The 23,425-nt window shown below is 65.6% G+C and carries 21 protein-coding genes; 2 read left to right on the top strand and 19 right to left on the bottom strand.

What is annotated here, in order from left to right; genetic code table 11:
• Window positions 1-10: 10 nt before the first annotated feature.
• A complete protein-coding gene (locus WKW82_RS09915) occupies window positions 11-1,621 on the bottom strand; it encodes a GMC family oxidoreductase (RefSeq protein ID WP_340342116.1) in 1,611 nt (536 codons plus the stop codon).
• Window positions 1,622-1,768: 147 nt separating this feature from the next.
• On the opposite strand from WKW82_RS09915, the gene WKW82_RS09920 reads away from it, so the two are divergent.
• Window positions 1,769-2,689, top strand: a complete 921-nt coding sequence (locus WKW82_RS09920) for a LysR family transcriptional regulator (protein ID WP_340342117.1) — start codon at window positions 1,769-1,771, stop codon at window positions 2,687-2,689.
• An 87-nt stretch (window positions 2,690-2,776) separates the two neighbouring features.
• Here the strand turns inward: WKW82_RS09920 and WKW82_RS09925 are convergent, their stop codons facing one another.
• The 8 genes from WKW82_RS09925 to WKW82_RS09960 form a co-directional block, all read right to left on the bottom strand.
• Complete coding sequence (locus WKW82_RS09925) at window positions 2,777-4,228, bottom strand: NAD-dependent succinate-semialdehyde dehydrogenase (protein ID WP_340342118.1); 1,452 nt, start codon at window positions 4,226-4,228, stop codon at window positions 2,777-2,779.
• 138 nt (window positions 4,229-4,366) lie between these two features.
• Window positions 4,367-5,017 (bottom strand): TetR/AcrR family transcriptional regulator, encoded by a 651-nt coding sequence (locus WKW82_RS09930; RefSeq protein ID WP_340342119.1) that lies wholly within the window; start codon window positions 5,015-5,017, stop codon window positions 4,367-4,369.
• A gap of 79 nt (window positions 5,018-5,096) precedes the next feature.
• Window positions 5,097-6,038, bottom strand: coding sequence for an ABC transporter permease (locus WKW82_RS09935; protein WP_340342120.1), 942 nt, complete (start codon window positions 6,036-6,038; stop codon window positions 5,097-5,099).
• Window positions 6,039-6,048: 10 nt separating this feature from the next.
• Complete coding sequence (locus WKW82_RS09940) at window positions 6,049-7,551, bottom strand: sugar ABC transporter ATP-binding protein (protein ID WP_340342121.1); 1,503 nt, start codon at window positions 7,549-7,551, stop codon at window positions 6,049-6,051.
• Window positions 7,552-7,558: 7 nt separating this feature from the next.
• On the bottom strand, window positions 7,559-8,596 hold the full coding sequence (locus WKW82_RS09945) for an ABC transporter permease (protein ID WP_340342122.1): 1,038 nt from the start codon (window positions 8,594-8,596) through the stop codon (window positions 7,559-7,561).
• Complete coding sequence (locus WKW82_RS09950; RefSeq protein ID WP_340342123.1) at window positions 8,593-9,705, bottom strand: sugar ABC transporter substrate-binding protein; 1,113 nt, start codon at window positions 9,703-9,705, stop codon at window positions 8,593-8,595. The genes WKW82_RS09945 and WKW82_RS09950 overlap by 4 nt, the downstream gene beginning before the upstream one ends.
• 407 nt (window positions 9,706-10,112) lie before the next feature.
• Complete coding sequence (locus tag WKW82_RS09955; protein ID WP_340342124.1) at window positions 10,113-11,315, bottom strand: ammonium transporter; 1,203 nt, start codon at window positions 11,313-11,315, stop codon at window positions 10,113-10,115.
• 189 nt (window positions 11,316-11,504) lie between these two features.
• Window positions 11,505-11,912, bottom strand: a complete 408-nt coding sequence (locus WKW82_RS09960; protein WP_340342125.1) for a nuclear transport factor 2 family protein — start codon at window positions 11,910-11,912, stop codon at window positions 11,505-11,507.
• A gap of 231 nt (window positions 11,913-12,143) precedes the next feature.
• Between WKW82_RS09960 and WKW82_RS09965 the strand changes: the two genes are divergently transcribed.
• Window positions 12,144-12,314, top strand: coding sequence for a hypothetical protein (locus WKW82_RS09965; RefSeq protein ID WP_340342126.1), 171 nt, complete (start codon window positions 12,144-12,146; stop codon window positions 12,312-12,314).
• Between the two features lie 19 nt (window positions 12,315-12,333).
• Here WKW82_RS09965 and WKW82_RS09970 read toward each other — a convergent pair whose 3' ends face one another.
• The 10 genes from WKW82_RS09970 to WKW82_RS10015 form a co-directional block, all read right to left on the bottom strand.
• A complete protein-coding gene (locus WKW82_RS09970) occupies window positions 12,334-13,269 on the bottom strand; it encodes a uroporphyrinogen decarboxylase family protein (RefSeq protein WP_340342127.1) in 936 nt (311 codons plus the stop codon).
• A gap of 58 nt (window positions 13,270-13,327) precedes the next feature.
• Window positions 13,328-14,302, bottom strand: coding sequence for a Bug family tripartite tricarboxylate transporter substrate binding protein (locus tag WKW82_RS09975; protein ID WP_340342128.1), 975 nt, complete (start codon window positions 14,300-14,302; stop codon window positions 13,328-13,330).
• Between the two features lie 96 nt (window positions 14,303-14,398).
• On the bottom strand, window positions 14,399-15,595 hold the full coding sequence (gene metC / locus WKW82_RS09980) for a cystathionine beta-lyase (protein WP_340342129.1): 1,197 nt from the start codon (window positions 15,593-15,595) through the stop codon (window positions 14,399-14,401).
• Window positions 15,596-15,737: 142 nt separating this feature from the next.
• On the bottom strand, window positions 15,738-16,196 hold the full coding sequence (locus WKW82_RS09985) for an Lrp/AsnC family transcriptional regulator (RefSeq protein ID WP_340342130.1): 459 nt from the start codon (window positions 16,194-16,196) through the stop codon (window positions 15,738-15,740).
• Window positions 16,197-16,405: 209 nt separating this feature from the next.
• Window positions 16,406-17,425, bottom strand: coding sequence for an aldo/keto reductase (locus WKW82_RS09990; RefSeq protein ID WP_340342131.1), 1,020 nt, complete (start codon window positions 17,423-17,425; stop codon window positions 16,406-16,408).
• Entirely contained in the window at window positions 17,422-19,104 is a 1,683-nt protein-coding gene (locus WKW82_RS09995) for a GMC family oxidoreductase (protein WP_340342132.1), read from the bottom strand. Before WKW82_RS09995 ends, WKW82_RS09990 begins: the two co-directional genes overlap by 4 nt.
• Window positions 19,094-20,596, bottom strand: a complete 1,503-nt coding sequence (locus tag WKW82_RS10000) for an aldehyde dehydrogenase family protein (protein ID WP_340342133.1) — start codon at window positions 20,594-20,596, stop codon at window positions 19,094-19,096. Before WKW82_RS10000 ends, WKW82_RS09995 begins: the two co-directional genes overlap by 11 nt.
• Before the next feature lie 20 nt (window positions 20,597-20,616).
• Window positions 20,617-21,375 (bottom strand): enoyl-CoA hydratase/isomerase family protein, encoded by a 759-nt coding sequence (locus WKW82_RS10005; protein WP_340342134.1) that lies wholly within the window; start codon window positions 21,373-21,375, stop codon window positions 20,617-20,619.
• Window positions 21,376-21,388: 13 nt separating this feature from the next.
• Window positions 21,389-22,552: a dihydrodipicolinate synthase family protein gene (locus WKW82_RS10010; protein ID WP_340342135.1), complete on the bottom strand. Its 1,164-nt coding sequence runs from the start codon at window positions 22,550-22,552 to the stop codon at window positions 21,389-21,391.
• A 29-nt stretch (window positions 22,553-22,581) separates the two neighbouring features.
• Window positions 22,582-23,349 carry a 3-ketoacyl-ACP reductase gene (locus WKW82_RS10015; RefSeq protein WP_340342136.1) on the bottom strand — a complete coding sequence of 256 codons (768 nt, stop codon included), beginning with the start codon at window positions 23,347-23,349 and terminating at the stop codon, window positions 22,582-22,584.
• Window positions 23,350-23,425: the final 76 nt, after the last annotated feature.

The raw sequence follows: 23,425 nt of genomic DNA on the forward strand, positions 1-23,425 counted from the left end.
GGATGTCTTGTCAGGCTTGTGCGCGGATCATGTCGGCGGCCTTCTCGCCGATCATCACGGTGGGTGCGTTGGTGTTGCCGCCGCAGACGGTCGGCATGATCGAGGCGTCAACCACGCGCAGGCCGTGGACGCCGCGCACGCGCAGTTGCGCATCGACGACCGCCATGCGGTCGCTGTCGGGGCCCATCTTGCAGGTGCCTACAGGGTGGTATTGGGTGTCGGCGCGGTTGCGGATGTCCTGCGCGATCGCAGCCGTATCGTTGCGGTCGACCTGGTAGAGCATCTTGCCGCGATAGGGGTCGAAGGGACTGGCTTCCAGGATGTCCATCTGCAGTTGCACGCCCTTGACCAGCAGGTTCAGGTCACGCTCGTCGTCCAGGAATTTCGGGTCGATCAACGGCGCGGCGCGCGGGTCCGGGCTGGCCAGCTTCACATGGCCACGGCTGTACGGGCGCAGCACCTCGATGTGGCACGAGTAGCCATGGCCCAGGTGGAGCTTGCGGCTGTGATCGTCGACCACGGCAACGACGAAGACCATCTGAAGGTCCGGCACCTTGATGTCGGGCGACGAACGCACGAACGCGCCGGACTCCGCGAAATTCGTGGTGACCAGGCCGGTGCGCTCGGTCTTCCACTCGGGTATCGCGGCAGCCATGCGCAGGCCCCCACGGGCCGAGACGCCGAAGGTCTCGTGCTTCGAACTGGTGCGATAGCTCTGCACATGGTCGATGTGGTCCTGCAGGTTCTCGCCAACGCCAGGCAGGTCGTGGACCACGGCGATGCCCATGCGTTGCAAGTCGGCGGCGGGGCCCACACCCGACAGCATCAGCAGTTGCGGCGAGCCGAAGGCACCGGAGGACAGGATGACTTCCCGACGCGCACGCACCTGCTTCTCGACGCCGCCGACCGCGTAGGCGACGCCCACCGCGCGCTTGCCTTCGAACAGGACGCGCGACGTCAAGGCCTTTGTCCGCACCGTCAGGTTCGCACGTGAGAGGTTCGGCGTGATGTAGCCCTTGGCCGCGCTGTGGCGCTCACCGTTCTTCTGCGTCACCTGGTACATGAAAGCGCCGAATTGCTCGGCGCCGTTGTAGTCCGGGTTGTGGGGCACGCCCCGCATCGCCGCGGCGGCGAGAAAGGCCTTGTTGATCGAACTCGGCGTGCGCTGCGCGGCGACGTTGAACGGGCCGCCCTTGCCGTGATAGTCGACGTCGTCGCCGAAGGTCTCGTTGTTTTCCGCGCGCTTGAAGTAAGGGAGGACCTCGTCGTAGGACCATCCCGCGTTGCCGAGCGATGCCCAGTGGTCGTAGTCCCAGCGGTGGCCGCGCACGTACAGCATGGCATTGGTCGAGCTCGAGCCACCCATCACCTTGCCGCGGGGCTGGTAACCCTGGCGGCCATTGAGGCCCTTTTGCGGAACGGTCTTGAATGCCCAGTTGTTGAACGGGATCGGCATCATCGCGACCACGCCGGCAGGTGCGTGGATGAACACGCTCTTGTCCGGGCCGCCCGCTTCGAGCAGGCAAACGGTGGCGGTGGTGTCCTCGCTCAGGCGCGAGGCGACGACGCAGCCGGCAGAGCCGCCGCCGACGACGACATAGTCAAATTCTTCAATGCTCATGGGTGTCTCGGTTGGAGGGGCGCACGGCATTCACTGGTGCGCAACAGTCAGAAAAGGAGATTGTTCCGGTTGCTGACGATTGAGTCCAATGCATAGTTGATGGAAAATCGATGCCTTCAAGGCATCGGAACTCAAAAGGGGATCGCCATGGAACTGAGGCGCTGGAACCAGATCGTGGCGGTGGCGGAACACCGCAGCTTCGCGCGTGCCGCCGGGCATGTGCATGTGACGCAGCCCGCGCTCACGCGCAGCATCCAGGCGGCAGAGGCCGAACTGGGGCTTCGCCTGTTCGACCGCGGCACACAGGAAGTCGTGCCCACGCCGGCCGGGGAATTCGTCATCGAGCGCGCGCGGCAACTGCTCTACAACAGCCGTTGCCTGGAGCGCGACGTGGACCTCTACCGCAGCCGTGCGCTGGGCGACACGGCCTTCGGTGTCGGGCCCTTTCCGGTGGCGACTTTCATACCGGCATTGCTGGCATCGATCCGGCGCGAGTTTCCGGGCATCAATGTTCGCGTCGAGGTCAACAACTGGAAGCTGCTGGTGACGCGGCTGCGCGAGGAAGACATCGAATTCTTCGTCGCTGACATCTCCGACCTGCCGCCGGATCCGAGCCTGCATGTGCGCTCGTTGCGACGTGAGCCGGGCAGCTTCTACGTGCGTAAAGGCCACCCGCTGGCGGGACTTGTTTCGGTGACCTTCAGGCAGGCGTGGGCCTTCGGTCTGCTGTCGATCCGCCTGCCTCCCCGAGTTCTCGAAGCATTGGCCCGGATGCTCGAACTGCCGTCGCCGGAGTCGTTGAAGCTGGCGCTGGAATGCGACGACGTGGGCATCCTGAAGGGCATCGCACTGGCCAGCGATTCCGTGCTGCTGGGACCGGATGCGGCGTTTGTGCAGGATGTGGCCGAAGGACGGCTTGTGCCCGTGAACGTCGTCGGTCTGCCGCCACTGAGCGCGGAGATGGGTTTGGTCAGTCTCTGGGGCCGCACGCCGTCGCCGATGGCGGAACTGATCATGGAGCGCCTGCCGCTGGGGGAGGCCAAGTCCAAGGCGGGTCGGCGACGGTAGATGGCTCGCGGTATCGGCGCCCCGGCGCCGCCAACAAAAAAGCGCGAGGGCGTTGCCGCCCCCGCGCTTGCCAGGTTCTCAGGCTTGTCAGGCCGCCATGATCGACACGGCCTTGGTCACCACATAGCCTTCCATCGCTTCCGGCCCACCTTCCGAGCCGTAGCCCGAATCCTTCATGCCGCCAAACGGCATTTCAGGCGTGGGCGCGGCGGGCTGGTTGATCCACAGCATGCCGACTTCCACCTGCTGCGCCAGGATGTGCGCGTTCTTGATCGACTGCGTGAACGCGTAGCCGGCCAGGCCGAAGGGCAGGCGGTTGGCTTCGGCGATGGCTTCCTCGAGCGAATCGAAGCCGCGGATGGCAGCGATCGGGCCGAAGGGCTCGTTGTTGAACACGTCGGCTTCCAGCGGCACTTCGTCCAGCACGGTCGGTGCAAAGAAGTTGCCGTCCGTGCCCACGCGTTCGCCGCCGGTCAGCACCTTGGCGCCGGACTTGCGGGCGTCGGCCAGGATCTTATCCATCGCGGTGATGCGGCGGGCATTGGCGAGCGGGCCGAGCGTGGTGCCTTCCAGCAGGCCGTCGCCGAGCTTGAGGCGTTCGGTCTGCGTGGCAAGCGCCTTGGCGAATTCGGCGCGGATGCTGTTGTGCACGAGGAAGCGCGTCGGCGAGATGCAGACCTGGCCGGCGTTGCGGAACTTGGCGCCGCCGGCGGCCTTCACGGCCAATGTGATGTCCGCGTCGGCCGCGACGATCACCGGTGCGTGGCCGCCCAGTTCCATCGTCGCGCGCTTCATGTGCAGGCCGGCCAGCGAGGCCAGCTGCTTGCCCACGGGCGTCGAGCCGGTGAAGGTCACCTTGCGGATGATCGGGTGCGGGATCAGGTAGCCGGAGATCTCGGCCGGATCGCCGTACACCAGGCCGACCACGCCGGGCGGAATGCCCGCGTCGACGAAGCACTGCATCAGCGCGGCGGGCGAGGCGGGCGTTTCTTCCGGCGCCTTGCAGAGGAAGGAGCAGCCGCTGGCCAGCGCAGCGCCGATCTTGCGCACGATCTGGTTGATCGGGAAGTTCCACGGCGTGAAGGCGGCGACGGGGCCGATGGCTTCCTTCATCACCAGTTGCGAGGCATTGAGGTTGCGCGAGGGCACGATGCGGCCATAGAGGCGGCGGCCTTCGTCGGCGAACCATTCGATGATGTCGGCGCCGGCGGTGGCTTCGCCGCGCGCTTCGACATAGGGCTTGCCTTGTTCCTGCGTCAGGATGCGGCCGATGTCGCCGGCGCGCTCGCGCAACAGGCCTGCGGCCTTGCGCATGATGATGGCGCGTTCGTTGGCGGGGGTCTTGCGCCACTTTTCGAAGCCGCTCTGCGCGGCGGCCAGGGCGCGGTCCAGGTCGGCGATGCCGGCGTGGGCGACCTTGCCGATGGGCTTGCCGGTGGCCGGGTTGATGACGTCGATGGTCTTGCCGCTGGCGGCGTCGACCCATTCGTTGGCGATCAGGAGGCGGGTGTCGGGGTAGCTGGTGGTGGTGGATGTCATGCGGAGTCCTCAGATGAGCCCGCGATGATAGGCCGCGCCGGAAGGGGCGTCGTGACCGGCCGTTTCAAGCCCGCGGGCGGTGGGGTCTGGCAGACAGTGGACGTCGCCGCCAATCCTGAATCGTGCTGCGGCAGCTCGCTACGCCTTGTCCGGGTTGACGAGCACCAGCCGAAGGATCGTGTCCATGTTGAACTTGAAGCGCGTGGCCAGCGAATCGCGGCTCACGAAGTTGAAGCCGAACAGCACCTGCCCGGTGTGGCGGTTGTTGAGGTAGTAGAAGGCGATCGCGGCGATGGTGATGCACAACTGCGTGGCGTCGATGTCGCGGCGGAACACGCCCTCGGCGATGCCGCGCTGCAGGATCTCGTCGACGCTGTCGACGTACGCCTTCTGCAGTTTGCGGAGTTGCTTGTTGCCGGCGATGTGTTTCGCCTCGTGCAGGTTGGCGCTGTTGACCAGTGTGATGAACTCGGGGTTGTCGAGGTAGTACTGCCAGGTGAATTCGACCAGCTTCTTCAGCGCCTCGACCGGCGGCGTGGCCTCCAGCCCCAGGCCCTGCTCGCTGCCGCGGATGCCGACGTACGCCTCTTCCAGCACGGCCTCGAACAGTTGCTCCTTGCCACCGAAGTAGTGGTAGATCATCCGCTTGTTGGCGCCCGACATCTCCGCAATCACGTCGACCCGTGCACCGCCCAGGCCGAGCTTCGCGAACTCGACTTTTGCGGCCGCCAGGATGTCGGCCCTGGTGGCCTCCGGGTCGCGTGCGCGGAATGGCATCTTTTCGCCCATGGATCGTCGCCTTGTCGCTTGTTCGTGTGTGGAAGAGGGTGCGATGTTAGGGCAAGGCCGGCCCGAATGCACGCGGCGGTTACTTGACGGTCGCCAGCTTGCTGCGGTCGATGGTCAGCGCGATCGCCACGGTCAGCACGATGCCGAACACGATCTGCTGCGCCGTCGCGGGCACTTCCAGGTAGACCATGCCGGTGCGGATCACCGCCACGATCAGTGCGCCGATCAATGTGTTGAGCACCCCGCCGACACCCCCCGTGAGTGGCGTGCCGCCGATCAGCACCGCGACGATGGCCGGCAGCAGGAAGCCCTCGGCCAGGTTGGGCGCGCCGCCCGCCAGCTTCACCGAGAACAGCAGCCCCGCGAAAGCCGCGATCAGCCCTGACAGCGTGTAGACCGCGATCTTGTAGCGGTCCACGTTGAGCCCCGAAGCCGCCGCCGCGGGCTCGCCGGCACCGATCGCCTTCAGCGCACGGCCGAAGGTGGTGCGGCGTTCGACGAACAGCATCACCGCCAACAGCGCACCCGCAATCAGCACCTCATGCGGCACACCCGCCGTGCTCGCGGTGACCCAGCCGAAAGCCTGCTCGCGCATCCCCGCGTCCATGAAGATCGCGCGCTGCCCGGAGGCGTATTGCGCAATCGACAGCGCGATGCCGCCGATCGCCAGCGTCGAGATGAAGGAAGGCACCTTCAGCCGCGTCGAGGCATAGCCCGACACGAAGCCCATCAGCGCACCCGCCACCACCACGCCGATGGCCGACCACACGCCGAGGAAGGGCAGCGACAGCGTCGCCAGCACCGTCGTCATGTTCGCCACCGACTGCGCCGACAGGTCGATGCCGCCGATGAAGATCACCAGCGTGATGCCCAGCGCCATCACGAACAGCGTCGACACGTCGGCCGTCATCTGCAACAGGTTGGACGGCAGCAGGAAGCCGGGGTTGATGGCGCTCACCGCCAGCGTGAGCGCCAGCAGCGTCAGCCAAGGCAGGTGAGGGCGGAGTTTTTCGAGGTTCATGGCGGGCTCTTCAGGTCATGTGATGGACGAGGTCGAACAGGGAAGGCTTTTGGCCCGGCACGCAGTCGAACCACTGCTGCACCTTGCCATCGCGCAGCACGGCGATGGTGTGGGAGAGGCCGATCGCCTCTTCCAGCGTGTCGGCCATCAGCAGCACGCCGCAGCCGTCGTCGCACATCTCGCGGATGACGTCGTAGATGTGCTCCTTGGCGCCGATGTCGACGCCGCGCGTGGGATGGTCGAGCAGGATCACGTCCGAGCCGCTGCTGCGCCACTTGGAGATCACCACTTTCTGCTGGTTGCCGCCCGAGAGCTTGCCCGCATTGGCATCGACCGATGGCGTCTTGATCTCCAGCCGCTTCACCCACTGCTGCGCGGTGGCGCGTTCGGCAGCGCGCTTGAGCACGCCGCCGCGGCTGTAGTTGCGCATCTGCGAAAGCGTCATGTTCTCGAACACCGACATGCCGCCCACGATGCCTTCGATCTTGCGTTCGCGCGGGATGTAGCCGATGCCATGCCTCACCGCGTTGGCCGCGTTGAAGCGCCGCACCGCCTTGCCCTTGATGCGCAGCGTGCCGCCGGTCGGCTTCTCCAGGCCGAACACCGTGCGCATGATCTCCTCGCCACCCGAGCCTTCCACGCCGACCAGGCTCAGCACCTCCCCGCGACGCAGCCGGAAGCTGATGTCCTCGTACTTGCCGGCGTGGCAGAGACCCTCGGCCTCGACCAGCACGTCGTCGGTGCAAGGCTTCTGCTTTTCCTCGCGGTAGTAGGCCGTGCTGATCTCGCGGCCGACCATCTTTTCCTGGATGCTGCTGGCCACCGCGGTGCTGCCGTCGACCACATCGACCACTGCGCCGTCCTTCATCACGTAGATACGGTCGGAGATGTCGATGACCTCGTCCATGCGGTGCGAGACGAAGATGAACGATGCCCGCGCACGCAGCCGACGGATCAGGCGGAACAGCAGTTGCACTTCATCCTTCGCGAGCACCGATGTCGGCTCGTCCAGCAGGATCACCAGGTCGCCTTCGACGCGTTCCTCCAGCGCCATCACCTTGGCCAGTTCGACCAGCTGGCGCTGCGCGAAAGACAGCTTGGCCAGCGGCATGGCCGGATCGATGTCCAGTTCCACCTTGGCCAGTTGCACGCGCGCCGCCGCGGCCATCTTCTTCCAGTTGACGACGCCCCAGCGCACGAAGCGCTGCTCGAAGCCGAGGAAGATGTTCTCCATCACCGAGAGGTTCGGGATCAGCGATTGTTCCTGGAACACCATGCCGATGCCCTTCAGCATCGCCTCGCGCGGGTTGGCGAAGGCAACCGGCTTGCCGTCGATGAGCACCTCGCCGCCGTCGTGCTGGTAGGCGCCGTAGAGCACCTTCATCAGCGTTGACTTGCCCGCGCCGTTCTCGCCCACGAGCCCCACGATCTCGCCGCGCTCGATCCGGAAGTCGATGCCCTTGAGCGCATGCACACCCGGGAAGCGCTTCTCCACTTTCTTGAATTCAAGCATGGCGTTCTCACTTCACGAGGGTTTGCGACTTGCGGTTGATCGCCAGTGCGACCGAGAGGATGACCAGCACGCCGAGCACGCCGTCCTGCAGGTAGTTGGGCAGGCCCACGACCACCATGCCGTTGTTGATGACGCTGACGATCAGCACGCCGACGACCGCGTTCCACACGCCGCCGCTGCCACCCATCAGCGAGGTGCCGCCGATGACCACCGCCGTGATGGACGCGAACATGAAGTTCGACCCCGTCAGCGATTCCGCCATGCCGCCCTTGGCCACCGCGAAGATCGCGGCCAGCGCATAGAACACACCCGCCAGCATGAAGCCCATGATGCGCACGCGCTTGACGTGGAGGCCACTCGCATGCGCCAGGTCCTCGCCGCCGCCCACCGCATAGAAGTGCCGCCCGAGGATCGTCTTGCGCTGGATGAACCAGGCCACGAACACCAGCGCGATGGCGACGAACACCATCAGCGGAAAGCCGCCGATGCGCACGAAGATCAGCGCGCGGAACAGGTCGTCGTCCACGCGCAGGATGTCGCCACCCGTCAGCACCACCGACAGGCCCATGCCGACAAAGCCGATCGCCAGCGTCGACATGAAGGACGGGATACTGAGCTTGACGTGCACCAGCCCGTTGACCAGGCCGATCGCCGCGCCCACTGCGAGTGCACCCAGGATCGCCAGCCAGCCCCAGCCGGCCATCTCACCGCCCAGGGCCTTGAACATCAGCGCGAACAGCACCGCGGCGGTGGAGATGGTGCCTTCCATCGACAGGTCGATGGAGCCCATCACGATGATGAAGGTCACACCCACGGCGACCATCAGCGCCGGTGCGGCCGAGATCGCGATGCGTGCGAAGTTGGCCAGCGTCATGAACTTCGGGTTGGCCACCGCGAAGCCCAGCACCAGCGCGACGAGCACCAGGGCCGGCGCCCATTGCATCCACGACACGGAGCGCGTCGCTTTCACAGGACGCGCAGGCGTCGTGGCGGCATCCTTGGCGCCCGCGCGCGGCGGCCCCGAGGCGTCGAGTTGCGCGATCACGCCTTGGCCCCGTACTTGATCTGGCCGCCCGAGGTGCCCCAGAAGTTGGTCCAGTCGTACTTCGGCGTGCTGCTGATGTACTTCTTCTTGAAGTCGGCCGCGTCCTTCTGCGTGACGACGATCGAGGGGCCGTAGAACTCGCGATGTTCCTTGGGCTCTGCCGAGGGCTTGAATTTGCCGATGGCCGCGTAGTAGGCGAGCGCCGCGGTGATGCCACCGCCCCAATGCGGGTTGGTGAACACGGTGGCGAGCAGGTCGCCCTTGACGACCAGGTCGATCGCTTCCGGGCTGCCGTCGTAGCCGACCACCGGCACCTTGCGGCCCTCGGCCTTGAGCGCTTCCAGCACGCCGTAGGCCATCGAGTCGTTGGCGCAGAACACGCCGCCGATCTTGTCGCCGAAGCGGGTGAGAAAGCCCGACATGACCTGGTTGGCCTTCTGCGTGGACCAGTCGCCCGGCTGGTAGTCGAGCAGCGTGATGCCAGGGAAATCCTTCAGCGCCTTCTTCATGCCGTTCAGGCGCTCGATGGCCGGGTTGTTGGCAGCGATGCCACCCACGCCGACGACGCCGCCCTTGCCGCCCATGGCGGTGAACAGGGCGCGGGCGGTCTGCTCGGCCGGGCCTTCGTCGGACCAGGTCATGTGCGAGACCCAGGCATCGCCGAAGTCCCAGGGATGCAGGTCGTCCGGCTTGTTCCAGATGGTCGAGACGAAAGCGCCGGCCTTCTTCACCGCCTCGACGATGGGGCGGCAGTTGGGCGCATCGTTGGCATCGCAAGCGATCGCGGCCTTGCCACCGGACTTCGACAGGAAGGCCTGGATGTCCGACAGCGACTTCTGCGAGCTGCCGTTGTTGAGCAGGTGGACCATCTCGGACTTCTTCATGCCGACGCTCTCGACGAAGGATTCGCCGCCGGAGGCAATGGCGCGCCAGTACGGGTTGTTGCGGTCGCGGTAGCTCCAGGCGACGGCCGGCTTGCCTTGCGCCTGGGCGAAGGCCGCGAGCGGGTTGCTGGCGGCGGCCACGCCGACTAGGCCGTAGGCGCTGGCCAACAGGAAGTCGCGGCGGCGCGTGATTTGCTGGTCGATGTAGTTCTTGATGAAGGCCATGCTGGTGTCTCCTTGAAGTTAGAGGGTGTTCACTTGGGATGTAACTAACTGGATGGTTATTGTTCTACTGTGGAAGGGCTTCGTCCATAGGGTTTAGCCTAGTAACCTGTTGGTTATTTGAAGTGGGGCGCGCTTTTGCAGTTGCTTCCGTCCGCAAGTCGATGTGCGGGGCGGCGCCGGGTCTCTAAGCGGGCTTGGGAGGCCCAGCCCGCGGCATTTGGCGTCGTAGCGCCGAGCGGGCGGTGCGCTGGCGCGGGTTTGTTGATCAGGTCAGCATCGGCAGCCGCCGGGACTGAGGCGACTTCGCTGCGTGACGGCCGACCTGGCTTGCCCCGGCCCACGAGGCGAAATGGCGCTCGGCCATGAGGCGGCAGCCGCCGAACAAGCGCGACAACGACGTCGCGCCGTCACCAGTTGACTTCGCGCTCCGGCGTGGCGCTGATGTGGTGGATCGACAGGTCGGCGCCGTCGTATTCCTCTTCCTGCGACATCCGCAGGCCCATCGTGCGCTTCAGCGCGCCGTAGACGACCACGCCGGCCCCGAAGGCCCAGGCGACGCCGATCGCCACGCCGATCAGTTGCGCGACCAGGCTGACACCGCCGATCCCGCCCAGCGCCTGCTGGCCGAAGATGCCGGCCGCGATGCCGCCCCAAGTGCCGCACAGGCCATGCAGAGGCCAGACGCCCAGCACGTCGTCGACCTTCCACTTGTTCTGCGTCAGCGTGAACATGTAGACGAAGATCGCACCCGCCACGCCGCCGACCACGAGGGCACCGATGGGGTGCATCAGGTCGGAGCCCGCGCACACGGCGACCAGCCCGGCCAGCGGCCCGTTGTAGACGAAGCCCGGGTCGTTCCTGCCCATGGCCAGCGCCACCAGCGTGCCGCCCACCATCGCCATCAGCGAGTTGACCGCCACCAGTCCGGAGATCTTGTCGATGCTCTGCGCGCTCATCACGTTGAAGCCGAACCAGCCGACGCACAGCACCCATGCACCGAGTGCCAGGAAGGGGATGTTCGATGGCGGATGCGCGCTGAGCGATCCGTCGCCGCGATAGCGGTTGCGGCGGGCGCCGAGCAGCAGCACCGCCGGCAGCGCGAGCCACCCGCCCACCGCATGCACGACCACGGAGCCCGCGAAGTCATGGAACGCGTGCCCGGTCGTCGATTCGATCCAGCCCTGGATGCCGAACGCCTTGTTCCAGGCGATGCCTTCGTACAAGGGGTACACCAGCCCGACGATGACCGCCGTCGCGATGAGTTGCGGCCAGAACTTCGCACGTTCCGCGATGCCGCCCGAAATGATCGCGGGAATGGCGGCGGCGAAGGTCAGCAGGAAGAAGAACTTCACCAGCTCATAGCCGTTCTGCTTCGCCAGATCCTCGGCACCGACGAAGAAGTGCGCGCCATAGGCGACCCCGTAGCCGACCAGGAAGTACACGACGGTCGACACGGAGAAGTCGACCAGGATCTTGACCAGCGCATTGACCTGGTTCTTCTTGCGGACCGTGCCGAGTTCCAGGAAGGCAAAGCCCGCGTGCATCGCCAGGACCATGATCGCGCCGAGAAGAATGAACAGCGCGTCCGCGCCCCGATGTAGTGCATCCATGAAAGTTTGGTACCGATACTGCTTGAGAGTGGTGCATTGCCAGCCTTCCGCCGGCGCATGGACCATGCCGAAAGCAATAACGGTGCCCAATTGGCTTCTTCCTGGTGCGGCAGCCGCAGTTTGGTGCGCGCACCACGCACGCGCTGGTGCGCAACTCGCTGCGGCAATGGCGTGCACCGTGCCCTGAACTCAGGCCGTGCTGCCGAAGGCCATCGCGAGGGTGTGGGTGTCTTCGTACGACTGGAACGAAGTCACCTTGCCGTCATGGAGCGTCCAGGCCATCGCCCACTCGCTGGCGTAGGGCTTGCCGGTCGGCTTCGCCAGTCCTGCCCATGCACCCAGCACGACGACGCGGTCACCGCTGGCGAAGAACTCCTTGGGTTCGAAGGATTGAACCTCGACGCTGGCGCCCAGCGTGACAAAGAAGGACGCCACGGCCTCCACGCCCTTGCGCCGACGCGCATAGGGCACCGATTCGTGCCCGGCGTTGATCCAGCTGACGTCCTCGCTCAGGCGACCGAGGATGCCTGGAACGTTGCCTTGGCCGAAGTCGGCGTAGATCTGCTGCACCGTCTGGATGTTGTCTGCCTCGCTCATGTTTGCTCCTCGGGAGATTGGATGTCGGGCGAATCGGCGGTGGGAGCAACGTGCCCGCAAGCGTTGCAACAGTTGCAATACGCGCCTTCATGGCACCTGGATGCAGGCGGTTCGAACGATGGCCCCTCCTGACGATGGAGAGCGACCGCGTCGCGGACTCGGACACATCGCCTCCGTGCGGCGAAATTCCCGCAGTCGTATGATTCGCCCCCGCACCCTCCGGAGGCACCCATGCCCGACGACAACGCGAAGTTCGACAAGGAAGCCATCTCCCTGATCGAGTCTCTCAAGGGCCGGCGCAAGCCTGCCAAGCGAGCGCCGCGGGCGGGGTCGACGGCCAGGGGCGAGAAGCCGCCCGCCAAGACGCCGGTGGTGGTTCGGCGGGCCGCGGGGCGGTTCTAGCGGGCCCTTGCGTGCGCCCCTACACGCGCAGGCATTCCTCGCGAAACCGCTGCAGAAGATGGGCCGGCACCCAGGCTGGAATCGTGCAACCCGGGGAAAGGATGAGCTTGCGACGACCCACCTGCGCAATCGCCTGGTGAACTTGGGCACGCACCTCGCCAGGCGTCATCTGCCACATCTGGCTCTCGTCGATGCCGCCCATGAGGCACTTGTCGGTGAGTTCGCGCAACTGCGCCAAACCCGGGTTGCCAGGCAGGCGGTCGCTGACGCAGAAGGCGTCACAGGGGTAGTCGATCACCCTCTGCATATCGATGCCCGCACCATGCGGATGAATGATGCGCACCATGCCTTCCATGGCATCCAGCATTCGAAGCTCATAGGGCTTGACGAACTCCTCGTAGCTGCGGTCATCGAATCCGAAAGGGTTTGGCGGGCGCAGCGCACTGTTCGTCGCGAAGTGAATGCCATCACAGCCGGCCTTGCGCAATCCGTCCATGTACCGGCACATGGTGTCGGTCACGGCTTCCAGCATGCGATGCGCCTCACGGGCGTTTCCAAGAATCAACGGCATCGTGCTCATGCCGGCACGCCTGACCACTTGACGCAGCGGATCGAAGGTTGTCATCAGGATGGGCATGTCAGGCCCGAACTCGGCTCGCAAGATGCGGATCGCCTTGATCTCTTCGGCAAAGCTGGGCTCGTCCAGCGACATCGGCTCGAAGCGAAGCATGTCTTGCGCCGACTCCAGCGTTTCCAGGCCCGCCGGAAACGGGTAGTGGAAATCGTTGACCACCTTGCAGATGTCCCAATTGCAATCGCGCACCCAGCGCGCGTGACGCATGGCGTGCTCCGTACCGCCGAGCGTCTCGGTCACGTAGTGCATCCAGGCCGTGCAAGGCACATGGTCAACGTCGTCGTCCCGGAGTGCTGCGTGGAATCGCTGCATTTTTGTCATGGATGCGGTCTGGGTCATGATGGTCTGGCCGTGTGTGGGTAATGGTTCGGGGCGCACTTCAGTTCTGGGGAGGAATGTCGGCGGTACGAATGATTTCGCCCCAGCGCTTGTAGTCGTCGCGCACCACCTTCTCGAACTCCTTGGCATTTCCACAGACGGCGACTTCCTTGAACTTTTCCTGTGTCTCGGGAAGTTTGCAGATCGCGAGAAATTCGGCGGCGAGCTTGTCCAGCAACTGGGGTGAGGTCTGTGAATTCGCCATCACCCCCAACCACACGGGAAGATCCAGCCCACGGATGCCCGTGGCCTTGGAGACCGTCGGCGCCATGCCCGAACTGGCGAGGCGCTCACGCGTGAACGTACCGAGCGCTCGCACTTTCCTGGATGCGACGAATGGCTCCAGGCCAATCGAGCTGGTCATGACCAGATCCACCTGGCCGCCCATCAAATCCTGGAACTGCTGGGTGGGGCCCTGGTAAGGAACGTGCAGGAAGCTCGCCCCGACGGCCTGACCGAAGAGCTCCGCCGTCAGGTGCGTGATTGATCCAACGCCAGTGTTGGCCATCGAAACCTTGCCTGGGCGCGCCTTGGCGTCCTTGATCACATCCGCCAGCGTCTGATAGGGGCTGTCGCTTCGAACCGAGATGGACATCGGCAGGTCGGCGATCATGCCGATGAATGCAAAGTCGGTGAGCGGGTTGTATTTCAGCCCAGGGCGCAGATGCGGCGCAATCGAAATGGCAGCGCCCGTGGTGAGCATGAGTTGCTTGCCGTCGGAAGGCCCCTTTGCAACCAGCGTCGCCGCGATGGTGCCCGCGGCACCAGGCTTGTTGTCAACATAGAAGGGGGTGCCCATGCGAGCGCTGAGATGCTCGGCAAAGTGCCGCCCCATCGCGTCGATCAGCCCGCCAGCCGCCCAGGGCGAGACCAGGCGTGTGGGTTGGCTGCTGGGGGCCTGTGCCCAGGCGGCCGGCATCGTGATGCCAATCATTGCCAGGGCACAAAGCAAATTGAGCAAGCGCAGTCGAATCATGTGGATCTCCTCTTGATATGAATTTTGGGAACAGGGGCGGGATGTGGGCAGGGATTGCTTGCGAAGGCCGATGGATGGACAGCGTCGGACGGATCCTCAGATGGCAAGGACATGGTCCAGCGCATGGGTGATGTCTTCAATCAAGTCGTCGACGTTCTCGAGTCCGGCATGAATCCGCACGATCGACTCCTCCGGATGGAACTTGCGCAGCTTCCGTGGCGGCGTGTCCACCGGCAGCGCGAGGCTTTCGTAGCCGCCCCAGGAAAGACCGATACCGAAGAGCTCCAGGCGAGAGAAGAAGCAGGACTTTTGCGCGTGTGACAGCGGCTTCAGGACGAGGCCGAAAAGGCCGCTTGCGCCACTGAAATCGCGCTTCCAGAGCGCATGACCGGGGTCCGTCGCGAGCCCTGGATGCAGCACGCGCGCAACGCCTCGATGGGATGCGAGCGCTTCGGCCAGGCGAAGTCCGTTGTGGTGATGCTGCCGGAGTCGAATGGCCAGGCTTCGCAGGCCGCGCAGCGCCAGGTTGATGTCGTCGGGGCCCGCCGTCTGCCCGAAGTCGTGGGCACCCTCGCGCAGCAGGTCCCAGGCCCGCGCATTGGCCGTTGCAACACCCAGCAGCGCGTCCGAGTGGCCGACGATGTACTTCGTGGCCGCCTGGATCGAAATGTCGGCGCCGTGCTGCAGGGGCTTGAAGAAGATCGGGGAGGCCCAGGTGTTGTCCATGACGACGAAGGCATCGCGCAGCCTGGCTTCGTGCGCGATTGCGCTGACGTCCTGCACCTCGAAGGTCATCGAACCTGGTGATTCGAGAAAGATCACCCGGGTTCGAGGGCGCATCAGGTGACGGATTTCCCCGCCGATGAGAGGGTCGAAGAACTCGATCTCGATGCCCATTCGCGTGAGTACGCGCTCGGCGAACTGACGCGTCGGCCCGTAGACGCTGTCGGTGATGAGCACATGATCGCCAGGCCGCGTCAGGCAGAGCAATGCATTCGTGCAAGCAGCCAGGCCGGACGGATAGACGATGGCCGCACGCCCGCCCTCCAGCTCCGAGATCGCAGCCTCAAAGGCGCGTGTGGTGGCCGTTCCGAAGCGGCCATAGCTGGCCATCGGATTGCCCGGCTGCTTGCGCTCGATCCATTCCTCCAGGGAGGTGGACAGGATCGTCGATCCGCGGCAGATCGGGATGTTCACCAGGCCGCCGAATGCGGAAGGGTCGCGCCCCGCATGCACCAGTCGGGTGTCGACTTCGCAGGCATTTTTTCGAGGGGCAAGAGTGGGTGATGTCATGCAAACAATTCTGGATTTGCATCGAGGGAAGCAACTTGCAAAGTGAGGCGGGAGATGCCTGCCATGCGCAAGTGAATTCCACTTTTCAGCCTTTTCGCAGTTGAATCCCGACTTGCGCATTCGATCGGCACAAGACGCGCGACTACGCGTAGTCCAGGGGAAGCTTGGTGGTCGACTTGATCTTCTCCATCGCGAAGCTCGACGTCACGTCCGCAAGCTCGGAGCCACTGATCAGTCGCTTGTAGACGCGGTCGTAGGCTGCGATATCCGGGACCACAACGCGCAGCAGGTAGTCGGCCTGTCCGGCCAGTCGGTAGAAGTCGACGACTTCCGGAATGGCTGAGACCAGCCCGTGAAATGCAGCAAGCCACTTCATGTCGTGGGAATTGGTCCTGATCGAAACGAACACCGTGACACCGAGGTTCAGGTGCATCGGATTCAGGAGCGCGACCCGTTTGCTGATCCATCCCTTCTCTTCCAGGCGCTGCACGCGACGCCAGCAAGGCGTGGCAGTCAAGCCGACGCGATCCGCCAGTTCAGCCAGCGGTATGGAGGCATCCTCCTGAAGCGCTTCAAGAATTTTTCGATCTGACTTGTCCATGGTGCTCGGAACTCCAACGACTCTGGGAAAGCTGTCCTGCCTTGGTGAACATCGCGCTCGCGATGGCCAGAATGGCAACCGACTCTTCGTGGCTGCCGCTCTGGCCAATCCGTGCACGGTGCGCAGGGCGCTGCTGGCGATGCCAAGGCGTAGTGCACCCGCACGCCGCTCAGGGCGTCAGGTGTTCACGCGATGTGCAGTGCCTGGATTCAGGCGGCAGGCACGGGGGCGTCTTCGCGCAGCAACCCCTTGCGCTTCAAGTCGCGCCAGAGCTCGGGAGGAATCGGATGCGAGAACCAGCGCAGGTTCTGCTCCAGCTGCTCGACGGTGCGCGTGCCGGCAATGAAGGACGGAATGGCCGGATGCGCCACCACGAACTGCAGTGCTACGGCCGGCAACGGCACCTGGTACTGCGCGCAGACTTCCTCGATGTCGGCCACGCGCTTCATGATCGCCGCTGGCGCGGGCGCGTAGTTGTACTTGGCGCCCGGCTTCGCGCCGGTCGCCAGGATGCCGGAATTGAAGCCACCGCCGACGACCACGGCAGCGCCGCGCTGTTCGCACAGGGGCAGGAATTCATCGAGCGCGTCCTGTTCGAGCAAGGTATAGCGGCCCGCCAGCAGGAAGCAGTCGAAGTCGCGCTGCCGCAGCGCTTCGTGGCAGACCTGCCATTCGTTGACGCCCACGCCGATGGCCTTGACGACGCCTTCGGAGCGGAGCTTCTCCAAGGCCTTCCAGCACCCATCCATCGCCTGCTTGAACACCGCGGGCTGGTCCGTGCCGCGGGTGAAGACATCGATGTCGTGGATGAAGCAGATGTCCATCCGCTCCAGGCCGAGCCGCTGCAGCGAGTCCTCGAAGGAGCGCATCGTGCCGTCGTAGCTGTAGTCGAAGTGCATCGTGAACGGCGCGGCATCGACCCAGGGGGCGAACTTGATGTCTGATCGGCGCGCGGGCTTGAGCACCCGGCCGACCTTGGAGGACAGGACGAAGTCGTCACGGTTCTTCCACCGCAAGCTTTGCCCTGTGCGCAGTTCCGAGAGTCCGTGGCCGTACATCGGCGCGGTGTCGAAGTAGCGCACGCCCGCGTCCCAGGCCGCGCCGAACATGGCGTCTGACTCGGCCTCGGGTATGGCGCGGAAGATGTTGCCGACAGGTGCCGTGCCAAAGCCGAAGGCGGTGACGTCGAGGTCGACGCGGCCGAGCTTGCGCTTTTGCGTGGGGTTCAATTGATCGTCTCCAGGGCTTTTGAACGGGAAGTCGCTGCGCCGTCGCTCACGCGCGCGTCGGCCATCCACGGTTGGGCCGCTCGACGAGTCGCAGCACCGCCGCCACGGATCAACTCCGCTGCCTTCTCCCCGATCACGATCGACGGCGCATTGGTGTTGGAACTGATCAGCCGCGGCATCACCGAGCTGTCGCAGATGCGCAGGCCTTCGATGCCGCGCACGCGCAGTTCCGGGTCCACCACCGAGTTCACATCGCCACCCATGCGGCAGGTTCCTACCGGGTGGTAGGACGTGCGGCCGAACTGGCGCGCATAGGCTTCGAGGTCCGCCGTGGTCGACACGCGGTCGCCGGGGAAGTGCTCCTTGCGGATGTACTTGGCCAGCGCCGATTGCCGGAAGATCTCGCGGCTGATGCGGACGCCTTCCACCGAGGTCTTCACGTCGCGCTCGTCGCCGAGGAAGTTCGGGTCGACCACCGGCATCGCGCGCGGGTCGGCGCTCGTCAGCGTGACCGAGCCGCGCGCATGCGGACGCACGGCGTAAGAGTTCAGCGTCACACCCGAGCCGGATTCGATCTTCGGCACACCGGCCTCCACGCCCGCCCCGACCAGGAAGTGAAACTGCAGGTCCGGCGTCGGCTCGTTTCGATCGGCGTACCAGAACGCACCGCCCTCGACGATGTTGGACGCCACCGGACCCTTCCGGAAGAGCGCGTACTGCAAGCCAGCCCAGGCCATCCAGTGCGGCTTCGCGTACTTGTCGAAGCTGTCCGGACCATTGAGTTCATAGACGATGTCGATGCCGAAGTGGTCGTGCAGGTTCTGCCCCACCTCGGGCTGGTCGGCCACCACGTTGATGCCGAGCTTGCGCAGCTGCTCGGCCGGGCCGATGCCAGACAGCAGCATCAGCTTGGGCGAGCCAATCGCGCCGGACGTCACCAGCACCTCGCGCGCACAACGCACCACGCTGGGACGCCCCGCCTCGATCACTTCCACGCCCACCGCGCGGCCCTTTTCGATCACGATGCGGTTGATCAGCGCATCCGTCTTCACCGTGAGGTTGCGCCGCCCTTGCGCGGGCCGCAGGTAGCCCACCGCCGCGGAGCAGCGCTTGCCGTTGCGCGTCGTGGTCTGGTAGGCGCCGGCGCCTTCCTGCGTCGCGCCGTTGAAGTCCGGGTTGTAGGGCATGCCCATCTGCTGGCAGGCCTGCACGAAAGCCTGCGTCATCCGGTGCGGCGCACCGTTGGAGACACCCAGCGGCCCGCCGATGCCGTGCAGCGGCCCCGACAGCGTGTCGTTGTCCTCCGAGCGGCGGAACAGCGGCAGCAGTTCCTCGAAGGACCAGCCGTCGCAGCCGAAGTCATTGGCCCAGGCGTCATAGTCCTGCGCACAACCGCGTGTGAACACCTCCGCATTGATAGACCCGCCACCGCCCAGCACACGCGCCTGCGCATACGGGATCTCGCGGTTCATCGCATGCTTCTGCGGCGCAGTCTTCAGGCCCCAGGTCATGGGGCCGGCGGTCATCTTGTAGAAGCCGACCGGCATGTGGATCCACGGGCTGCTGTCGCGCGGACCGGCCTCCAGCAGCAGCACCTTGACGTCGGCATCCTCGGACAGCCGGGCCGCGAGTGCGCAGCCTGCGGAACCGCCGCCGACCACGATGTAGTCATAGTCCATCGCTTGCTCCAATCCAGTGAGTGCGCGGCTGCAGGTTGATGTGCGCCGTCTTGACTTCGGTGTATTCCTCGATGCCGGCCAGCCCCGCATCCCGGCCGATGCCCGATTGCTTCATGCCGCCCATCGGCGCCTCGGGGCCATTGTCCAACGTCGTGTTGATCCACACACGTCCCGCCTGCACTTCGCGCATGGCGCGCAGGGCGAGGTTCACGTCCTGCGTCCAGATCGAGGCGGACAGGCCGAACTCGGTGTCGTTGGCGATGCGGATCGCATCCTCGAAGGTGTCGAAGGGGATGACGGCCAGCACCGGGCCGAAGATCTCGTCCCGCAGCAGCGGCATCTCGGCCGTCACGTTGGTGAGCAGCGTGGGCTGCACGAAGTTGCCCTTCTCGCAGCCGGTGCGTCCACCGCCCGCCACCACGGTCGCGCCGAGCGCCACGCCGCCATCGATGTACGACAGCACCTTGTGCATGTGGGCCTCGTCGAACAGCGCGCCGACTTGCGTGGCCGGGTCGAGCGGGTCGCCGACCACGATGCGGCGCATCTTGGCCGCGAGCTTCTGCGTGAACACCTCGGCGATCGAGCGATGCACCACGAGCCGGCTTGCGCCGACGCAGCATTGGCCCGCGTTGAAGGCCATGCCGAAGGCGACGCCATCGGCCGCATCGTCGAGGTTGGCATCGGCGAACACGACGTGCGGGTTCTTGCCGCCCAGCTCCAGCCCGAGCTTCTTGATGTTGCCGACCGAGGCCTGGATCGCCTTGCGGCCCGTGCCGGTCGAGCCGGTGACCGAGACCATGTCGACGAGGTCGCTGTCGAGCAGGACCTGGCCCACTTCCGAGCCGTGGCCGCTCACGAGGTTGACCACGCCGTCGGGCAGGCCGGCCTGTTGCAGCAGTTCACCGAGGCGCAGCGTGGTGCCGCTGGTGGCTTCCGAGGGCTTGACGACTGCGGTGCATCCGGCGGCCAGCAGGAAGGGCAGGCGCTCGGCCAGGATGAAGAAGGGGAAGTTCCACGGCGTGATGACGCCGATCACGCCCAGCGGTTGGCGCAGCACCAGCGCGAGCAACCGGTCGCCGAGGTTGTTGAGCGTCTCGCCCGCCATGGAGCGCGAGGCACCCGCGGCAAAGCGCCACACGTCCGCCGCGCCGCGGATCTCGCCCTTGGCCTGCGTGATGGGCTTGCCGGTTTCCAGGCATTCGATGAGTCCCAACTCGTCGACGTTCTGTTCGATCAGGTCCGCCACCTTGAACAGCACCTTGGCGCGCTCGGCCGCCGGCATGCGCGGCCACGGGCCGGTGTCGAAGGCGGTGCGGGCGGCGCGGATCGCGTCCTTGGCATCCTGCGCCGTGCCGGCGGGCCATTGCGCCACGGGGGTGCCGTGGCCGGGGCTGTGGCGTGTCGTCAGCTGGTTGCCATGGCCATCGGTCCAGCGACCATCGATGAACATCTGGAAGCGTCGGGGCGTGGCGGGTAGTTGGTTCTCATGCATGGGTTGTCTCCTCCTCGGGGTCAAAAGATGGCGGTTGTCTTGGCCTTGAACGCGGCGATGCCGATGGCGGCGTCGGCGCTGGCTTTCACGGCGCGGGCCGCTTCGGCGTAGAAAGTGGCGGGCTCGTCGGGGTCGTTCACGATGGCCGCCTTGGACCAGCGGGCGGCGGTGGGCGACATGCGGCAGAGCGTGTCGACGAACCGGCCGAGCGCGGTTTCGAAACCTGTCGCAGGCCACACGGCATTCAGCGCGCCCCACTGTTGCGCCGTGGCTGCGTCGAGTTCGCGGCAGGTCAGCACGGCTTCCAGCGCCCGGCCGCGGCCCACGATGCGTGCGAGGCGGTTGCCGCCTTCCCAGCCCGGCATCGCGCCGATGCCGACTTCCGGGAAGCGCAGCCGCGCCGCATGGCTGGCCACGCGCAGGTCGGTCGCCAGCGCCAGCTCCAGGCCGCCGCCGAAGCAGAGGCCTTCGATGGCGGACACGGTCGGGCAGCGCAGCGTTTCCAGCCGCCCGAAGACGCGGTTGCCATGCGCGATCCATTCCTTGGCGAACTGGGCCGGCGTCATCGGCGCCCACTGCGCGATGTCGGCGCCGGACGAGAAAGTGCCGCCGATCGTGCCGCGCAGCACCACCACGCGCACGCTGGCGTCCTGCTCGACCTGGTCGATGTGCCGGTCCAGCTGGCCCAGCATGTTCAGGTCCAGCGCGTTGGCCTTGCCGGGGTTCGACAGCTGAAGCGTCAGCACCGCGCCTTCGCGCGACGACAGGATTTCGCCCATGGCCCTGACTCCTTCAGGCCTGCACGCCGTAGAGCGCGAGGAACTGACGCATGCGCGACGCTGCCAGTTCAGGGTCGCGCAGCAGCCCAGCCTGGTCGGCCATCTTGTAGATGTCGACGAAGTAGGGCAGCGGGCGCATCGCCTGGTGGCCGGCCAGCATCACGAAGTGCGACTGGTGGCCGTTGAGCCAGGCGAGGAACACGACACCGGTCTTGTAGAACTGCGTCGGCGCGCCGAAGATGCGGCGCGACAGCGGCACGGTGGGTTCGAGGATGTCGAGGAAGCGTTGCTTGTCGCCTTGCGCGAGGGCGGCGAGGGCGTGCGAGGCGGCCGGCGCGATCGCGTCGAAGATGCCGAGCAGCGCATGCGAATAGCCCACCTCATCGCCGGCGATGAGTTCGGGGTAGTTGAAGTCGTCGCCGGTGTACATCTTCACGCTGGCGGGCAGCATGCGGCGCATGTCGATCTCGCGTTGCTTGTCGAGCAGGGAGATCTTGATGCCGTCCACCTTGCTGGTGGATTCGGCAATGACCTGCAGCGCGATGTCGCGTGCAGCCGTGAGGTCGTCGGTGCCCCAGTAGCCGGCGAGTGCCGGGTCGAACATGGAACCGAGCCAGTGCAGCACCACCGGATGCTCGGCACGCGCGAGGACCGTGCGGTACACCTTCAGATAGTCGTCGGGCGTCTTCGCCACACGGGCCAGCGCGCGGCTGGCCATCAGGATCAGCCGGCCGCCGGACTGCTGGATCGCATCGACTTGTTCGAGGTACGCAGCGGTCACGTCGTCGAGCGTGCGCACGGTGGCCGGGTCGAGGTGGTCGGTGCCGCAGCCGCTGTAGATGGGCACGTTGGTGCCGCTCAGGGCCTTTTGCGTTTCACGGATCAGCGTGAGCGAATCGGTCCAGGAGAGGCCCATGCCGCGCTGCGCGGTGTCCATGGCTTCGGCGATGCCGAGACCGAGTTCGGCCAGGTAGCGGCGGTATTGCAGCGTGGCCTCCCAGTCGATCTTGCCGCCGCTGGACGGTGCCACGTCGGCAAACGGGTCCGCCACCACGTGGGCCGCGGAGAACACCACGCGGTTGAAGGCGCACGCCGGTGCTTGCGCGGACCAGGGCGTGCCTTGCAGGCGGTAGGGCGTCAGGCGGCCGTCGGCACCGGGGAGCTTGAGTTCGGTCATGTTGTCGTGTCTCCTTGAATTCGTGTTGTTCAGAAGCGTTGGATCAGCAGGCCGCCGTCCACGCGAACTTCTTGCGCCACCGTGTAGGGCAGCAGGCCGGCGGCCATCGTGCGGATCACGCGGGCCACGTCTTCGGGCATGCCCCAGCGCGGCTCGATGGTCATGCCATTGGCGATGAGTGCGTCGTACTTGGGCTTGGACGGCGCCGTCATCTCGGTGAGGATCAAGCCAGGCTGCACCTCGAACACGCCGATGCCCAGCGGCGCCAGGCGCATCGCGAACAGGCGCGACGCCATGTGCAGCGCGATCTTCGACATGCAGTACTCGCCGCGCTCCACCGTCGCGGCGGCGGCGTTCGACGAGGTGACGAACACCATGCTGCGGTAGACACCATCCTGGCGCTGCTGCGCGACCATGTGCTTGGCCACGGCCTGCGACAGGAAGAAGGTGCCGCGCGTGTTGGTGTCGAAGCAGCGGTCGTAGCTTTCCTCGCTGACTTCGAGCAGGTCGCCGCGCTGCATGACGGAGACACCCGCGTTGTTGACCATGCAGTGGATCTCGCCGAACTCGGCCACGACCGCATCGATGAAGGGCTGGTGGCTCGCGCGATCGGCGATGTCGATCTCGTAGACCTGGCAATGGCGGCCGGTTGCGCGGATGTCGGTCTTGAGCTGATCGAGCTTCTCGCCGTCCTTCCAGGCCAGTGCCGCGATGTCGAAGCCTTCGGCTGCGAGGGCGAGGGCGGTGGCGCGTCCGATGCCGCGCGATGCGCCGCTGACGATGGCTGTCTTCTTCATGGTGAGATTGGCTTCGCTTTGATGTGTTGTGGTTGCACCGCATGTGACGGATGCGGTTCCATTTCCAGGGCACCCG

Source organism: Variovorax rhizosphaerae, assembly GCF_037889975.1.
Lineage (GTDB): Bacteria > Pseudomonadota > Gammaproteobacteria > Burkholderiales > Burkholderiaceae_C > Variovorax > Variovorax rhizosphaerae.

Bases quoted from the DNA above. Each gene is read 5' to 3' on its own strand.
- WKW82_RS09915 (WP_340342116.1), bottom strand. From the start codon at position 1,621: ATGAGCATTGAAGAATTTGACTATGTCGTCGTCGGCGGCGGCTCTGCC.
- WKW82_RS09920 (WP_340342117.1), top strand. From the start codon at position 1,769: ATGGAACTGAGGCGCTGGAACCAGATCGTGGCGGTGGCGGAACACCGC.
- WKW82_RS09925 (WP_340342118.1), bottom strand. From the start codon at position 4,228: ATGACATCCACCACCACCAGCTACCCCGACACCCGCCTCCTGATCGCC.
- WKW82_RS09930 (WP_340342119.1), bottom strand. From the start codon at position 5,017: ATGGGCGAAAAGATGCCATTCCGCGCACGCGACCCGGAGGCCACCAGG.
- WKW82_RS09935 (WP_340342120.1), bottom strand. From the start codon at position 6,038: ATGAACCTCGAAAAACTCCGCCCTCACCTGCCTTGGCTGACGCTGCTG.
- WKW82_RS09940 (WP_340342121.1), bottom strand. From the start codon at position 7,551: ATGCTTGAATTCAAGAAAGTGGAGAAGCGCTTCCCGGGTGTGCATGCG.
- WKW82_RS09950 (WP_340342123.1), bottom strand. From the start codon at position 9,705: ATGGCCTTCATCAAGAACTACATCGACCAGCAAATCACGCGCCGCCGC.
- WKW82_RS09955 (WP_340342124.1), bottom strand. From the start codon at position 11,315: ATGGATGCACTACATCGGGGCGCGGACGCGCTGTTCATTCTTCTCGGC.
- WKW82_RS09960 (WP_340342125.1), bottom strand. From the start codon at position 11,912: ATGAGCGAGGCAGACAACATCCAGACGGTGCAGCAGATCTACGCCGAC.
- WKW82_RS09965 (WP_340342126.1), top strand. From the start codon at position 12,144: ATGCCCGACGACAACGCGAAGTTCGACAAGGAAGCCATCTCCCTGATC.
- WKW82_RS09970 (WP_340342127.1), bottom strand. From the start codon at position 13,269: ATGACAAAAATGCAGCGATTCCACGCAGCACTCCGGGACGACGACGTT.
- WKW82_RS09975 (WP_340342128.1), bottom strand. From the start codon at position 14,302: ATGATTCGACTGCGCTTGCTCAATTTGCTTTGTGCCCTGGCAATGATT.
- metC (WP_340342129.1), bottom strand. From the start codon at position 15,595: ATGACATCACCCACTCTTGCCCCTCGAAAAAATGCCTGCGAAGTCGAC.
- WKW82_RS09985 (WP_340342130.1), bottom strand. From the start codon at position 16,196: ATGGACAAGTCAGATCGAAAAATTCTTGAAGCGCTTCAGGAGGATGCC.
- WKW82_RS09995 (WP_340342132.1), bottom strand. From the start codon at position 19,104: ATGGACTATGACTACATCGTGGTCGGCGGCGGTTCCGCAGGCTGCGCA.
- WKW82_RS10000 (WP_340342133.1), bottom strand. From the start codon at position 20,596: ATGCATGAGAACCAACTACCCGCCACGCCCCGACGCTTCCAGATGTTC.
- WKW82_RS10005 (WP_340342134.1), bottom strand. From the start codon at position 21,375: ATGGGCGAAATCCTGTCGTCGCGCGAAGGCGCGGTGCTGACGCTTCAG.
- WKW82_RS10010 (WP_340342135.1), bottom strand. From the start codon at position 22,552: ATGACCGAACTCAAGCTCCCCGGTGCCGACGGCCGCCTGACGCCCTAC.
- WKW82_RS10015 (WP_340342136.1), bottom strand. From the start codon at position 23,349: ATGAAGAAGACAGCCATCGTCAGCGGCGCATCGCGCGGCATCGGACGC.